This window comes from Pseudonocardia sp. P-1, from assembly GCF_058111925.1.
The window spans coordinates 48,152-61,937 of record NZ_JBYJZH010000003.1 but is presented as its reverse complement, the minus strand read 5'-3'; the positions used below and the strand labels follow the sequence as shown (position 1 = coordinate 61,937).

Annotated in this window: 18 protein-coding genes; 16 read left to right on the top strand and 2 right to left on the bottom strand. The window is 69.6% G+C overall.

Going from position 1 to position 13,786, the window contains the following annotated elements; translation table 11 throughout:
• Positions 1–457: 457 nt before the first annotated feature.
• From AC0GKK_RS28255 to AC0GKK_RS28185, 15 genes are all read left to right on the top strand, one after another.
• On the top strand, positions 458–802 hold the full coding sequence (locus tag AC0GKK_RS28255) for a hypothetical protein (protein WP_489884203.1): 345 nt from the start codon (positions 458–460) through the stop codon (positions 800–802).
• 138 nt (positions 803–940) lie between these two features.
• Complete coding sequence (locus AC0GKK_RS28250) at positions 941–2,197, top strand: hypothetical protein (protein WP_489884202.1); 1,257 nt, start codon at positions 941–943, stop codon at positions 2,195–2,197.
• A gap of 162 nt (positions 2,198–2,359) precedes the next feature.
• Positions 2,360–2,698 (top strand): hypothetical protein, encoded by a 339-nt coding sequence (locus AC0GKK_RS28245; RefSeq protein ID WP_489884201.1) that lies wholly within the window; start codon positions 2,360–2,362, stop codon positions 2,696–2,698.
• On the top strand, positions 2,631–3,167 hold the full coding sequence (locus AC0GKK_RS28240; protein ID WP_489884200.1) for a hypothetical protein: 537 nt from the start codon (positions 2,631–2,633) through the stop codon (positions 3,165–3,167). Before AC0GKK_RS28245 ends, AC0GKK_RS28240 begins: the two co-directional genes overlap by 68 nt.
• Before the next feature lie 58 nt (positions 3,168–3,225).
• Complete coding sequence (locus tag AC0GKK_RS28235) at positions 3,226–3,666, top strand: hypothetical protein (RefSeq protein ID WP_489884199.1); 441 nt, start codon at positions 3,226–3,228, stop codon at positions 3,664–3,666.
• A 30-nt stretch (positions 3,667–3,696) separates the two neighbouring features.
• The gene (locus tag AC0GKK_RS28230; protein ID WP_489884198.1) at positions 3,697–4,758 is read left to right on the top strand and encodes a hypothetical protein; all 1,062 of its coding nucleotides are present in this window, start codon (positions 3,697–3,699) and stop codon (positions 4,756–4,758) included.
• 64 nt (positions 4,759–4,822) lie between these two features.
• Entirely contained in the window at positions 4,823–5,119 is a 297-nt protein-coding gene (locus AC0GKK_RS28225) for a hypothetical protein (protein WP_489884197.1), read from the top strand.
• A gap of 200 nt (positions 5,120–5,319) precedes the next feature.
• On the top strand, positions 5,320–7,509 hold the full coding sequence (locus AC0GKK_RS28220) for a hypothetical protein (protein ID WP_489884196.1): 2,190 nt from the start codon (positions 5,320–5,322) through the stop codon (positions 7,507–7,509).
• Between the two features lie 88 nt (positions 7,510–7,597).
• Positions 7,598–7,891 carry a WhiB family transcriptional regulator gene (locus AC0GKK_RS28215; RefSeq protein WP_489884195.1) on the top strand — a complete coding sequence of 98 codons (294 nt, stop codon included), beginning with the start codon at positions 7,598–7,600 and terminating at the stop codon, positions 7,889–7,891.
• Position 7,892: 1 nt separating this feature from the next.
• Positions 7,893–8,369 (top strand): SsgA family sporulation/cell division regulator, encoded by a 477-nt coding sequence (locus tag AC0GKK_RS28210; protein ID WP_489884194.1) that lies wholly within the window; start codon positions 7,893–7,895, stop codon positions 8,367–8,369.
• A gap of 444 nt (positions 8,370–8,813) precedes the next feature.
• Positions 8,814–9,251: a hypothetical protein gene (locus AC0GKK_RS28205; RefSeq protein ID WP_489884193.1), complete on the top strand. Its 438-nt coding sequence runs from the start codon at positions 8,814–8,816 to the stop codon at positions 9,249–9,251.
• A 354-nt stretch (positions 9,252–9,605) separates the two neighbouring features.
• Complete coding sequence (locus AC0GKK_RS28200) at positions 9,606–9,842, top strand: hypothetical protein (RefSeq protein ID WP_489884192.1); 237 nt, start codon at positions 9,606–9,608, stop codon at positions 9,840–9,842.
• Positions 9,843–10,121: 279 nt separating this feature from the next.
• Positions 10,122–10,511, top strand: coding sequence for a hypothetical protein (locus tag AC0GKK_RS28195; RefSeq protein WP_345651047.1), 390 nt, complete (start codon positions 10,122–10,124; stop codon positions 10,509–10,511).
• A complete protein-coding gene (locus AC0GKK_RS28190) occupies positions 10,474–10,869 on the top strand; it encodes a hypothetical protein (protein ID WP_337826904.1) in 396 nt (131 codons plus the stop codon). Before AC0GKK_RS28195 ends, AC0GKK_RS28190 begins: the two co-directional genes overlap by 38 nt.
• Positions 10,870–11,079: 210 nt before the next feature.
• Positions 11,080–11,757: a hypothetical protein gene (locus AC0GKK_RS28185; RefSeq protein ID WP_357440043.1), complete on the top strand. Its 678-nt coding sequence runs from the start codon at positions 11,080–11,082 to the stop codon at positions 11,755–11,757.
• 352 nt (positions 11,758–12,109) lie between these two features.
• On the opposite strand, the gene AC0GKK_RS28180 is transcribed toward AC0GKK_RS28185, so the two are convergent.
• A complete protein-coding gene (locus AC0GKK_RS28180) occupies positions 12,110–12,610 on the bottom strand; it encodes a hypothetical protein (RefSeq protein ID WP_345651179.1) in 501 nt (166 codons plus the stop codon).
• Positions 12,607–12,795 carry a hypothetical protein gene (locus AC0GKK_RS28175; protein WP_345651177.1) on the bottom strand — a complete coding sequence of 63 codons (189 nt, stop codon included), beginning with the start codon at positions 12,793–12,795 and terminating at the stop codon, positions 12,607–12,609. Before AC0GKK_RS28175 ends, AC0GKK_RS28180 begins: the two co-directional genes overlap by 4 nt.
• 460 nt (positions 12,796–13,255) lie before the next feature.
• Between AC0GKK_RS28175 and AC0GKK_RS28170 the strand changes: the two genes are divergently transcribed.
• Positions 13,256–13,762, top strand: a complete 507-nt coding sequence (locus AC0GKK_RS28170; RefSeq protein WP_345651174.1) for a hypothetical protein — start codon at positions 13,256–13,258, stop codon at positions 13,760–13,762.
• The last annotated feature ends 24 nt before the right edge of the window (positions 13,763–13,786 follow it).

The window sequence follows — 13,786 nt, the reverse complement described above, 5'->3', positions numbered from 1 at the left end:
CTCGTTATCGTCTGTGCTGCGCCACGGCGGGGAACCTCCGAACCACGGAGGGGTCGCGCCAAAGCTCCCGGTCTGCGCCGGTGCGGCGCCTGGCATCGCCGAGAGGCGAGGGCAGGTGAGAGCACGTGCCCGACGTCGAGCGTTTCGACGAATCGCAGAGAACTCCACAGAGGAAGAGCAACCGTTCGACCTGACGTCGACCGCCCCTCATCGGGGCCCTGACGTGCTCCGCGAAAAGGTCGGACCGCCTGCCTCACGCGAAAGTCGAGGCAACAACGGGGGCGCGTCGCTCCGACGTGCCTTCCCATCACCCAACACTCTGCGAACACGCGAGCAGCAGAACGCTCGTGACAGTTGCCGGTCGCCCTCACCGACCTGGTGAGGGCTTCCGGGAGGTATCACGCCTACTTCGTCGCTGATCGCTCACCTGCCCCGCGCCCTCGGAAGGACCATCGGCATGAAGAACTACGACCCCGACACCGCTACGTACCAGAACCTGCCCGAGCCGTGGCCGCATCGGCAGAGGCAATCGCCGGTCGTCGCGGCCATCTCGATCCCACCCTCCGATCGACCCGCCGCCGAGTACCCCGAGTACGAGCCAACCCCCCAGGATCTCGCAGCCATCGAAGGCCAGGACGACATCGCCATCGAGCATCGCCTCGTCGCCGCGGCCACGCTCGCCGCCTACGAGCAGCGCCACCGTGAGCTACTCGATCTGCGCGCGGCCCTGTCCCCGTTGGCACTCACCCTCGACGAGGACGACGACGAGGACGACCTTTCTGCTCCGGCGCACGCGGCCTGACCCCAGCCGATGCACACGGCGCCGGCACAGGGGTGAGAGACACGCGACCGACACCCCAGGCGGCCAGGGCACCGGCATCGCACGAGCGCTCCCGCCCGTCGGCCCCTCAGACGACCGCTCCCAGTGAGGAGAACACCCGTGGAAGCCCACGACGAAGCACGATCCGGCAGCGGGGCAGTGGTCGCGCTGCTCGCAGCGGGCCCGCGTAGCGAAAGCGAACAGGGCGGCGTGGCGCACGACGATGGCAGCACCACGACACCGCCCCTCGCCCTCGCCCGGCAGCCCGAGGCCCCCGCGCCCGATACAGAGGCAAGCACCGATGCCTCCCCAGCACCCGCGCCGCCGCAGCCGGCCCCAGGGCCGACCAGCGCCGCGGCACCCACACAGCAGGCCCCGACCGAACCCGCAGCCACGCCGGGAACGGACGACAACAAGGAGTCGTCGGCCGTTCCCACGCCACCCGCACTCACCATCCCGGACCCGCCATTCCGGCCGGACAACGGCGTCGTGAACTGGTGGGCCAAGGCCTTCCCACACGTGGTGTGGCTGTCGGTCGTGTCCGGCCTGGCCGGTCAGGTCTACGGGTTCGCCGAGATGTTCGGCTCCACCCCAGGCGCCTGGATCGCCGCTGCTGTCCTCGGCGGAACGTTCGAGTTCATGATGGTCGCCTGCTCGTCACGAGGCCTGCGAGCGATCGGACTCGGCCGAGCTTGGACCGAAGTCGTGCCGTTCCTGCTCATCGGCACGATCGCCGCAGCCCTTGCCTGCCTGATGAACGTGACCCACTTCGAACTGTGGCTCGGCATCGCAGCCGGAACCGTCAGCGGTCTCGGCTACGCGGCCCACGTGTTCTCCCACCTCTACGACGAACTCGAGCACCGTGCCCTGCTCATCGCGTGGCGGATCGAGAAGGCCAAGATCGAGCAGGAGATCGAGCGCCGCACTCGAAGGGAACATCGCGAGTACGAGGAGCGCCTGGCCCTCATGAAGCGACGTGAGCAGGAGAGCGAGCTGACGACGTCGCCGACATCGCAATACCCACGACGTCGAACCCCAGCGGCTGCCGGAACGACCAGCACGACCTCGGTCGACGTCACGAAGAGTGCCGACCGTACCCGGGCTACCTCGACCAACGCGCCCAATCGGTCCCCGGGATCGCGTCGAGCCGCAGAATCGCCGAAGGCAACCAAGGCCGACGCACTGCGCATCGGCCGCCAGGCCGGAGTCGACACCCCGGCGCCACTGAAGCGGGCCCTCCTCGAAGCAGGGCTGAAGCTGCCGCAGTCGGCGACAACGATCGAAACCTGGTGCACCGAGATCAAGAAGTACACCCGCTCCGAACCAGCGACGCCACCGCCGGACGGTGCGCGCGGCGAGGACGGTCTCGCGCCCTGATCGTCCCCGCTCGGAGTGCGGCCATGCCCTATGTCGACGAGGAAGGTCCGACGTCCCTTGCCAGCCAGACTCGCCGACCCCCAACCCACGACCGACACCGACCAGCCCACCCCAGCACCGGTCCGCCAACGCGTCCGGCGGGCCCAGGCCACGCTGCGCCGAGTGGCTCGGCAACGCGAGGGCTTCGCCACCAACTACGGCCGGGCCAGCTCGCCGGTGGAGCGCCTCACCGCCGTGGTCACCGCGCTACGGGCTGTACTGCCGCGGGCAGAGACCGGCCGAAAGCCCGGTGATGCCATCGACTCCCATCTGGAACGCATCACCGATGCCCTGGCCGCGCTGCTCGACGAGCTCCACAGCGCTCAAGAACACGCGGCCACCTCGACCATCCGCAATGACGAACGCCGGATCGCCCGCAACCAGAGGAGGCGGAATGGCACCGGAACCGAACCCGACCGGCCCCACACCGGACGAGAGCGAACCGCGGGCGGCCCGGCCTGACCTCTACCTGGTCGAAGACGCCGACGTCGAGCTGAATCCGACAGAGCCTGCGGCCGAGGAACCCGACCTACAGGCCAACGAGACGGCTACCGACCTCACTGATGACTCACAGCCAGATGATGCGGGGGGTGCCGCTGCGGCGCCGGAGCAGACCGTGCTGTGGGAGCGGGCGGTCACGCCGCAGGCCCCGCTGGACCAACGCGCGCTGGAAGCCATCAGTGAGGTCATCGCCCAACGGCCCCGATGGAACGAGCCCCCGCCCTCGTTCGCCCAGATCTGGCAGTACTCCACCAGCGGGGACTGGACCACAGACGACAACAGCGCCCGCCGCGTCGGCCACAGCCTGTTGGTCCTCATCACGCTCGGCGTGACCTTCCCAGTCCGGTGGGCCACCAACGTCGTCGAGGACAAGCCGATCGCCTTCGTCGTCGCCGCCGTCCTCGTCGCCCTCGTCCTGCTCGCGCTGTGAAGCGCACTGTCTACCAAGGAGTCCGACCATGTCGTGGTCCCTGTTCATCCCCAGCTCGATGCTCTCTCTCGGAGCCGTCCTGCTGGTCCTGGCCGTCGTGCTGGTCTACCTCGACGTCCCCGGCAAGGGCGTCCCCTGGGACAAGGTCGGGGCAGTCGCAGCACTCATCGGCGGGTTCGGCGTCGGGGGAGCGGGCGGCGGCATGGTCGGAGACCTGTACAGCTACCTGTCGCTTGGTGCTGTCTCCGGAGCCGCCAGCGTCACCGCGCAACTGCTCGGCGTCAGCGTTGTCGGCGCCGCGTTCATGGCATTCGCGCTCTGGGCCTACGCGCGGACGCGGAGCAACGGAATCTCCGCACCCACCAAGTTCAAGTCCCTCGGGGTCGTCGCCATGCTCGGGCTCGTAGGCACGTTGGTCGCCATGATCCCGAACTTCTACTCCACGGCTGACCAGCTCGTAGGCGCCTTCGCCTCCACGTTCGCCGCCGCCCTGGCCTGACCTTCGTATGCGACAGACAGGAGCACCCGGATGGAACCGTTCTTCCTGACATGCATGGTCGTCGCCTTCTTCCTGACCAAGGGCAAGGTCGACACCGCTGCCTACAGCAACGGCAAGGAACCACCCGGCGTCGTCCGGGCCCGGATGAAGCACGAGAGCGGGGGCGGTGCACGCACCCCCAGTGGCCGGCCCACCGGCCGCGGGGCCCTGGGCCTGATGCTCGCCTCTCGTTGGGCCAACGCCTGCCAGGCTGCTCAGCAGCGTGCCGAGCACCGGGCCGCACGACGACGGGCCTGGTACGACGAGACCGCCCCGCGCAAGGACGCAGCGTGGCGAGACCGCCAGCAGCGCAAGCTCGAGCGCAGCGACTGGGCGCGTGAACGATGGGCTCAGGCCCGAGGTCTGTTCACCGGTACGTCGACCGGTACCGGCCCCGCCCCGTGGGAGAGCGGCCGGCACACGAACACCGCCCAGCCCGACCGCGACCCGAACACCACCGAGCCGTCGGACAAGAACGTCGACGCTTCACCGACCGAGGACCACACACCGGATACGCCGACCGATCCGCCCGGCGAGGGCGACGACACCCAGCCCGGGCAGGAACCGGACAAGGTGGCCCGCGAGCCCCGGACCGAGTCGGGGCCGGTGGTGACCGAGTCCGGCCCCGTAGCCCGGACACCTGAGCCCGACGCCGAGACGGGTCCGGCGATTCCCGAGCCGGTCTCACCGGTCGCGAACCCACTGCCGGATTCCCGGCCCGCGCCGACCAACGGCGCGACTCACCGCAGCAGCATCGCCCCGCCGACCCAAGGGAGCACCACCGTGTACGAGCAGGCAGTCCAGAAGCTGATCCACGCCGCCGACCAGGTCAACGAGTTCCACGGCAACGTCAGCGCACTCGCCGACCGCCTGGCCGGCGACGGCTGGGGGACCGAGGCCACCGGCCCACTGGCCGACAGCCTCCCGGCGCTCGACGCCTGGGAAGGGGTCTACCGCGACACCGCCGCGGCGATGAAGGCCCAGGGTGACCAGGGGGCCGCCGCCTACGAGCAGGCGCCCTACGTACCCGGCGCCCACGCCGTTCTCGGCTGACCGACGTGCCGACCCGCTCGCACCGTCCAGTCCTGCAGTTCCTCCCAGACAAGGAGATCCACCGATGACCGACCTCAACGTCGACGGCAACACCGACGCCCTGGCCGCGGCCCTGCGGGATGCGGGCGGGGACCTCGAACAGATCGGGCAGACCCACCGCGAGATCACCGAAGAGTTCGAGGGCCAGGGATGGGCAGGCCTCGACGGCCTCGAAGCCGCCCAGCAGCACATGGTGACCGTGACCGACAACCTGGTCGCGGCCGCCGACAAGATCGGCGTCGGCGGCCAGATCGTGCGGGATGCCCTGCTCGGCAACCACATGATCACGAACGCGTCCAAGCAGTCCCTCGGCCACGGCTGACCAGACGCCACGCAGCGACTGCACCAACCAGTGCACTGATGGCGCCCGGGTGGCGATCAGCCCCTTCCCGCACACCGCGGGGGAGGGGCTGATCGCTTTTCCCGACCCATCAGCTCACCACCGCAGACCGGGCATGCCCAGCCCGCGTTGACACGGCTACGCCTCGGCGACCGGCGTGAGGATGAGAAAGGACATCGGCAGTGAGTCCGACAGCGACCCGACAGACCCGCTTCCAGCACGCCGACGCCAAGGCCCGCGCACGTGCTCGAGCTCGCGAGGCCAGCAAGACCAGCACCCCCCAGGTCAGCCGACGCAGTACTGCGGCCCGACCCGAACAGGACGAGACGCCTACCAGGGAGCACGGCTCGAAGATCTGGCAGCGGCTGCGGGACGCGGTCGTGGCAGACGCCCCGGCAGAGAACGAGGGCGGTACCGCTGACCAACGCTCGGAGAACAAGCGTCGCTGGATGATCGCCGACCGCAACCGGCGACGCCGGTGGCCCTGGATTCCCGCTCTCGCTGCAACCAGCGCGGGGACCGTCGCCCACCTCGCCGGGACCGGCCTGCACGCTGCCATGGGCATAAGCCCCACAGCGCCGGCCATCCCTGCCACCATCATCACGCTGGCGGGAGTCCTGCTGTTCGCCCTGCGACACCGCGCATCGGCTGGCCGATGGGTGCCGGAGCTCCTCGCAGCCGGGACCGGAGGCGCCGCACTGACCTACTGGACCGCCGTGCACGGGCCCTCGCCAGCCACCCTAATCCTCGCGATCGTGTCCACCCTCATCGCAGGAAAGCGCTGGTGGCGGGCCCACCCACTCGGCCCGCGAACCGAGCGCCTGGTGCCGGCCGAGCTGCCTCCACTCGAGCCCTCGGCCCCCGACCCCGAGCACGACCCGTACTGCGTGGCCTGGGCGGAGAACAACGCCAGCAAGGAAGGCAAGGCACCCGGGTCACGCCTGACCAACCGCATCGACGACGAGTTCACGACCAGCTTCGACATCGCCCTCAAGCGGGGCGCGCAGACAATCGACGACCTACGAGCCAACCGCTCGAAGCTCGCCGGCGGTCTGGGCGAGGACACCGAGCGTGTGCTGTTCAAACCGGCAGCACGCGGGATGGGCGCTCACTGGGCCCGGCTCACGATCATCCGTAAGGACCCAGTTGCCGAGACCCGATTCTTCACCGGCCCGCACGTTGAGGACGGTGTGATCAAGAAGGTTGCCCGGCACGTCGACGGATCTGGCGAGATCGACGTGACCATGTACGACGACAACGGCACCGTCGGCACGATGATCGTCGGCTCCACCGGTGGCGGAAAGTCCGGCGCAGCCAACATCGTCACCGCATCGGCACTATCGACCGGGGTGCTGAACCTGCTCTACGCCGATCCGAAGGGCAACTCTTCCACCGCCCTCGCCACACGCGCCCGAGTCGCCGTGATCGGCAACGCGAACGTGCTGCAACTGCCCCAGCTCATGACCGCGATGCTCGCCGCGCGTGCTGAACTGGCCGCCGAGCTCCGAGCCGACCTGATCTTCCCAAGCCGGGAGATCCCCGGCTGGATGCTCCTGCACGACGAGTACTCGCTGATCGCCAGCGACCCGAAGGCCCAGAAGACCTGGACCCAGACGGCCAACATCGTGCGCGCCTACGGCATGTGGGCCGTCGCGCTCAACCAGTCCATGGGACAGCCACAGTGGGGCACCGACCACGCACGATCGGCTTTCGCCTCCCAGGTCGTGGCATTTCGGATCAACTCCAAGTCCGGGTCCGACCTGGTCCCGGGGCTGTCGTTCGACCCGAACGACCTGCCCGTCGACGAGCGAGGCCGACCAGTGCCCGGCATGGCCGTGCACGCCCACCACGACACGCCGACACGGTGGGACTTCCTGCCCTCGGACGCCGACGCCAAGCGCATGGCGGAGAAGGGCCTGCCGGCGGCGCCCTACACCACATCCACCGCCTTCGACGAGTTCTTCAACCAGCCCGACCTGCACCCGCTCGACGAGGCCGCCATCACCAGCGTCCTCGGCCCGGCAGTCAACGGACGCTGGCAGGTCGGCGGACCGGGTGCGACGCACCAGTTCGACAGCGACGACCCTGCCGGTCCCGTCGCCAGCGCTCCTGCCACCCAGAAGACGCCCCAGCGGGGTCGATGGGGCGAACGCGGCACCAACGCGGCGACCGGCAAGACCTCGAAGCCGCTCACGCCGATTCAGCAGGAAGTACTCAAGGTCGTGCGGGCCGGCACGACCGCCACCGGAGAGATCGTCGCAGCGGTAGACGCGGCGCGCTCCACCGTCCACGAGGCGCTCGACGTGCTGCGAGACAACCACCAGCTGATCGAGCGCACCGCCCACGGCCACCACCAGGAGATCCCGCAGTAACCAGCACGGATTCACGACGGCCCGGACGTTCAACCTTGCACAGTCACACGTCCGGGCCGTCATCCGACCGACAGATCGGAGGCCCAAAGTGTCCCAGAACGTCACCGGAGACCGCGACAGCGCCACGGTCCTCGCCCAACCTGACGAGAACCTCGACGCCCCGCGCGACTGGCGCGAGTGGTCGATCTGCAACCAGACCGATCCGGAAGCCTTCTTCCCAGAGCACGGGGGCCGCACCGCCCGTCCAGGCAAGCAGATCTGTATGTCCTGCGGGGTCCGCAGCGAGTGCCTCCAGGAGGCCCTCGAGCGCGATGAGAAGTGGGGCATCTGGGGTGGACTGACGCGCCAGGAACGCCGCCACCTCGGACGGAGGGCGGTCTGAGGTGACCCCCACGACCGTCAAGGCCCACGTCGAAGGCCGGATCTACCACGTCGACCTGGACACCGGGACGTACACACTGCCCCTAGGCGTGGCACTGAGCTACCGCTCCGACGATCCCTATGCAGTCACGGTGTCCTTCACCCAGGGAACGGACGACGCCCATGACAGGGTCGACTGGATCGTCGATCGCGCGCTGCTCTGCCGCGGGCTGGAGACCAGCACCAGCAGCACCGACATCGTCCCCGGCCATCCCGCGCCGGACGTCCGCGTCAGCACACACGGCCTCGCCTGCGGCGACTGGACGGTGATCACAGTCGAGTCACCGACCGGCAGAGCCGACATCGGCCTGCCGACCTACGAGCTGATCGACTTCATGGCCGACACCGAGAAGGTCATCGCTCCGTGCAGCGAATCCGAGCATCTCGGCGCACTGCACAACAAGATCGACCGTCTCCTGCGCCAGGGAACCGGGCGGTGATCCGAGTACGGCCCAGGTGCCGATACTGCCGCCGTCCGATCCCCACAGCGCGACCGGAACCCGCCGGCACGAGCTCCGACGCTGGCCAGGGCGCACCCCCGCCACCGACCTGTACCCGCCGACGCTGTCGACGACGAGCGGCGCAGGACCCGCGTGGGTAAAGACCTCGCCCGAATCCTCACCGCAGCCGGACGACAGGGCTTCGCCCTGCGCCCCACCCGACGAGGACACATCGTCATCACCAGAGCCGACGGAACACGCGTCACCACCGTCAGCGGCACCGGAAACCGCCACACCCAGGTCCGCGTTCTGGCCCAGCTCCGCCGAGCCGGCCTCTGCTGGCCGCACTAACCCGCTCGCACGAGCCCGCGGCGAGCACCCCAGCTGACCACCCAGTTCGCCTCAACCCTGACCTCAAACCCCTACCGCGAGGGAGCACGCTCCATGACCACATCGACACCGCAGCCCGATGTGTGGACCGGCAAGCTCGACATCGCCGCCGTCGAGGAACCCAGTGACCTGGTGGTCATCCACCGTCAGCTGTGTCAGGCCGCGACCGCGGCCGGAGTCGGTAGCACGGCCGGAAAGTCGTTGACCCAGGCCGCTGCCGTTGCCTCGACCCTGCATCTCACCTGGACAACCTGGCCCTCCCAGGGCGGCGGCGATCCGCTGGCCCTCGACACAGTCCACGCCTGCCTGCGGACGCTCTTCACCGCCGACCTCACGAACCTCGGATACAGCGACACCGATCTGCCCTACCAGTGGATCAGGCAGCTGCGGATGGTCCTGAACGAGCACCAGCGATCGGCCACGCCCCCTGCTGGAACGCGGCTGTGGCGCGCACAGCTGCTGCGCTCTCTGCTCGGCCTGCGAAAGTACTGACCCAGCCGGCCATCACAAAGCCCCAGGCGGGGCGCGGTCGACGCTTGCCTGCACCCCGCGCCCCGCCTGGCCTCACTGCTCACCGACCCGCCGCGCCGCGCCCGCACGTCGGTGATCACCGGCAGCACCGAGCCGTGCGCCGGAACCGCTTCCAGCGCGGCGCGGCGACCGATGCCCAGATACCCCCAGCCAGGGAAGGCCCCCATGCCTACAGACGCAGACTCGCATTCCACCCACACCGATGACCGGGGCGAGCGGCCTCACCTCGACGAGAACCCGGCTGCCCTCCCGCTCATTCAGCGGCCGGAGGTCAACTGGCTCTGTGTGCTCCTGACCACTGTCCTGACACTGGGCATGAGCATCCACATCATCGTCAGCAACGCCGGGTCGGGGCTACCGGACATGGCGCCTGAACGCCTTGTCGGCGGCTTGATGCTTATCGTCGGCATCTGGATGGCATACGAGGTTCTCGACTCTGCCCTGCATTGGGAAATGGAGCAGTTCGCGATTGCCCAGTCTCGCCGCGGCGCTGCGCTACAGAACACAGACTGTCGGAGGAACGTGGTAGATCCCACCGAGCTGCGCAGCTAATACGTCGTCGGCGCCCGGCACCGGACAGGAGCTACCCGCAATGATGAATCGATCCGCACAGAGCGACCTGCCCACAACTCAGCTGATACCGAGCGAGAACACACCTGCGACTGCGCACGTCGAGATGTTGGCGCAGATACTCGACCCGATCTCGTTCGAACCGCTCCCGCAGAGCCCCACCCTCGGCCAGGTGTGGGACCAGATCTGTCGGCAGGGCACAGCGCGCAAGCACGCCGAACGTGCACTGCACGCCGGATACCGGCCCACCGCGGACCAGGGGTGACCATCGTGGACGCCGTCGAGGCCGACGAGCGGCTCACCGCACTGGTCAGCGCACACCGCGCCGAGCAAGCGGCTTACCGCAGCGCCCTCGCTGCCGAGAACCCCGCCCAGGCAGCCGCTTACACACAACGACTCGGGCAGATCGCTCAAGCCGTGCGGACAACCGGACGCGCCGACCTCGCCACCGCCCTCGCCGAGGAGACAAACGCCGGCGCGGTGCTGCTGACGCTGCTCACCGCAGCCGACGAGGTCTCACGAGACCAACTTCCCGCAGCCCTGACCCGTTTCCAGGCCAGCAACGACGCCGTCGACACCCGCCTGAACGGCTCCACGAAAGGAGAGCGCGCCAATGTCTTCGAGCGACACTCCCACCCGCACGCCAGCTGAGGGCGACGACCGTGGCAAGAACAACGACGGCGGCAACGAGGACACCGCCGCCGCCAGAGTGCGCTACACCTTGAGCGAGGGCCGGACGCCACGCCGGGCGGACGTCCGCGGGCTACTCGCCGAGCACGACCAGCTCCATGACGACCTGGCCCTCACCGAGGCGACCTCCACACAGCGGGCCGGGCAGCTCACCGAACGCACCGCCGACCGGGACCGCCTCGCCGAACGGCTGGCGCAGCTGACCAGGAACCTCCCGCCCTGCCCAGCTACGACACCGGTCTACGGCTCCGACTGCACCGCCGGGCTCGCCGGGCACACCGGACTCCACCGCACTATCGGCGGTTGGACCTGGGCCTGACGGCTGACGGTCTCGCCGTCCCGACCACCGGTAACGTCCCATGACGCGATACGACGAAGGCTCGTCCCCGGATACCGGGGACGAGCCTCGTCAATACAAAGCCCCGGTCGCGTGACCGCCGAGGGGTCAGAGGCTTCCGGGGCTCTTCACAGACCATGCTACACGACTCGGCACAACCCGACACCAGGATTGCAGCAGCGAGAGGCGATGATGAGCGAACCTGACCGCTGGATCGAGGACTGGCTGTCAAGACCCCGGTTCGCCGTCTACCTCGCCGACGCCGACGGCGACCCCACGCTCGCCCTCGCCCGCTACGGATGGAACGCCCGGGCAGCTGCTGCGTTCCACCACGACCTCGGCCACCTGGAGGTCGCGCTCCGCAATGCCTACGACCGCGCGCTCAGCTCCCGCGATCGAGCGGGTGACCCGCATTGGGTGCACGCCCCAGAACGACACTTCCCGAGGCAGATGAGGAAGGGGCGCCGCGGCCCCTACGATGCGAACCACACGACCCGCAAGAAGATCACCGAGGCCGTCTCCGCGGCCGCCGAGCACTCCGGCACCGATCAGCCGGCCCCGGGCAAGGTCATCGCGGAGCTGAACCTCGGCTTCTGGCGGTACCTCACCGTCAACCGCCACGACCAGCTGTGGCGCACGCACCTACACCGTACGTTCCCCCAGGGAACGAAACGGATCGACGTCCGCGACCGCGTCGACCAACTCCACTCGCTCCGCAACCGGGTCGCCCACCACGAGCCGCTGCTGCAGTTGCCCCTCGCGGTTCGACACCGCGACCTCCTCGCGGTCGCCGGCCTCCTGTCGCCGAGACTGCGCGACCACATCGCCGACCACTCCCCGGTCCCCGCCGTGCTCGCCGACCGGCCCTAACTCGCTCCTCGTGGCCGACCTCCAGGAAACGGTGCTCAGGCGGGCTTCCCCCGGCCGTAGACCTCGGTGACCCGCCCCGCCAGGCCTCGTAGTCAGTCTGGTCTGCGTCCAAGCCGATAGCGGCGATGCAGTCGGGGCAGAGACCCGCGATCACCAACAGAGACGAGCCGGGGCACCGCGTACAGGGAAGAGGCTCGGCATCCGGGTCGCGGGCTTGGACGGTGTCGGTCACCGCCTCATCATGCGCCCTCGACCGAGCCCAGCCGCGCCGACGGGGCTGCCGCCATCGCCGATCGTGGCGCGGCTCTCGACGGCGGGCAGCCAGGTAGGCCTCCACACCTGAGCAGCAAGCTCAGGCAGCGCTGAATGCGACCTGGGCGCCGACGAGCCGGCCATCGGCACGAGCCTGGTCGATGCGCGCGGTGCGATCCTCGGCATGCAGGTCGACACCGGTCGCGACGAGCACGGCCAGCGTCCCGCGTTGGGCGGCGATCTCGGCCCAGCCGGCGGGCGCCCCCGGGCCGATATCGCCGTCATACCCCAGCATCCCGGCCGTGAGCTCCAGCGTCCCGCTGGCAGCGGTGAACACCGCCGCCCCGCCGGAGGGGGACGGAAGCTCGAGCAGCGTCTCGACGTCGAGCGCGGGGACGAGCGTGAATCCGTCGCCGAGCAGCGCGGCGAGCACCGCGTCGACGATCTCGGCACCGGGGTGCCCGTCGCCGGTGAGCACCTGCAGGCGCGGGACGAGGGTGAGCGTGGCGGCGGCGGTAGCGCCGCCTCGATCATGAGCGGCGTAGACACCGGGAGTCGCGTCGATCGTCAGCAGCGGGTCAGGATCGAGGCCGCCGGTCACCGGCCGGCCACCGAGACGAGGGCCTCACAGCGTGCGATCTCGGTGCGTAGCCCCGCGGCATCGGCTCGGTGCTCGCACGCACCGTCGCTGTCACCGGCGGCGTAGGCCCGCTCGGCCAGCAGCAGGTGCCCCAGCGACCGCGAAGTGAACGGGGCGCCGTCCAGCGGCGTGTCCAGATCGGTCATGACTTCGAGCCTGACCGCGCGGGCACCGCCAGGCAATGGGGCCACGCCAAGCTGCGGATAACTCAGCTTGGGGCTGAGGGAGCCCCTTCACCGCGGTGCCGGTGGAAGTGCAAGCCGAATGAGCCGCGGGGCGGCGAAATGCCTAGGTCAGGAGCGGCCCTTGTGTCTGTATCCGCACCTCAGCACGACCACAGTCGAGCCGCACAACGACGAAGCGGCACCGCAGCAGGAGGAACGGTGCGCGAGTCCGCACCTCGAGCTCCGCTACCGTGAGACCGAGCCGACACGGCCGAACACGGGCGCTCCAGGTGACCCGGGCTGCCGGCCGGTCGGCGGGGTCGGTGGCTGTTTGCCGACGTCCTCGGCACGTCCGGGGGTGGACCCTGCGGGGTTCGGCCACCGACCCCACCCTCGCCGCGCCGCAGCCCACATCCCACCACCGTCGCTTCCGGAGACGCCCGTGCCGACCACCAACCGCATCGACGTCGACGGCCGCCCGCACATCAACCGTGCCGAGATCGCCGACCGCACCGGCATCAGCGCCAAGACCCAGCGCAACCTCTACGTCGAGCGCGCCACGAACGGCCACCCCGAGGCGCACCTGCAGGGCCGCGAGGCCTTCTTCGACGAGCAGCGCGTCATCGAGTGGTACACCGCCTGGGCCGAGCACAAGCAGGCCAACCGGCGGCCGCCCCAGGACGACGCGGGCGACGCGGACGAGCTGCTCGACGTCCCCGCCGCCACCCGGTTTCTCGGCTACGCCAGCCAGTCCACGATCCGGGGCTACCTCGCCCGCAACGACGGCTACTTCCCCGAAGCCGACGACTGCGAGGATCTGCCTTCCGGACGCGTCCGGCGCCGCTGGAAGCGCAGCACGCTGCGCGCGTTCGCAGCACGGGCCGCCCGCCCCGGGGACGCGGTAACCGGCCGGTCCCGGCGCTCACGCCACCGCACACACCCGTCGTAGCGCACCCCTTCTCACCAGGGAAAA

What these genes read in the sequence shown, in the direction of transcription:
- AC0GKK_RS28190 (WP_337826904.1), top strand. Translation starts at nt 10,474, where the DNA reads ATGTCTTCGAGCGACACTCCCACCCGCACGCCAGCTGAGGGCGACGAC.
- AC0GKK_RS28225 (WP_489884197.1), top strand. Translation starts at nt 4,823, where the DNA reads ATGACCGACCTCAACGTCGACGGCAACACCGACGCCCTGGCCGCGGCC.
- AC0GKK_RS28255 (WP_489884203.1), top strand. Translation starts at nt 458, where the DNA reads ATGAAGAACTACGACCCCGACACCGCTACGTACCAGAACCTGCCCGAG.
- AC0GKK_RS28185 (WP_357440043.1), top strand. Translation starts at nt 11,080, where the DNA reads ATGAGCGAACCTGACCGCTGGATCGAGGACTGGCTGTCAAGACCCCGG.
- AC0GKK_RS28200 (WP_489884192.1), top strand. Translation starts at nt 9,606, where the DNA reads ATGAGCATCCACATCATCGTCAGCAACGCCGGGTCGGGGCTACCGGAC.
- AC0GKK_RS28175 (WP_345651177.1), bottom strand. Translation starts at nt 12,795, where the DNA reads ATGACCGATCTGGACACGCCGCTGGACGGCGCCCCGTTCACTTCGCGG.
- AC0GKK_RS28230 (WP_489884198.1), top strand. Translation starts at nt 3,697, where the DNA reads ATGGAACCGTTCTTCCTGACATGCATGGTCGTCGCCTTCTTCCTGACC.
- AC0GKK_RS28235 (WP_489884199.1), top strand. Translation starts at nt 3,226, where the DNA reads ATGCTCTCTCTCGGAGCCGTCCTGCTGGTCCTGGCCGTCGTGCTGGTC.
- AC0GKK_RS28240 (WP_489884200.1), top strand. Translation starts at nt 2,631, where the DNA reads ATGGCACCGGAACCGAACCCGACCGGCCCCACACCGGACGAGAGCGAA.
- AC0GKK_RS28205 (WP_489884193.1), top strand. Translation starts at nt 8,814, where the DNA reads ATGACCACATCGACACCGCAGCCCGATGTGTGGACCGGCAAGCTCGAC.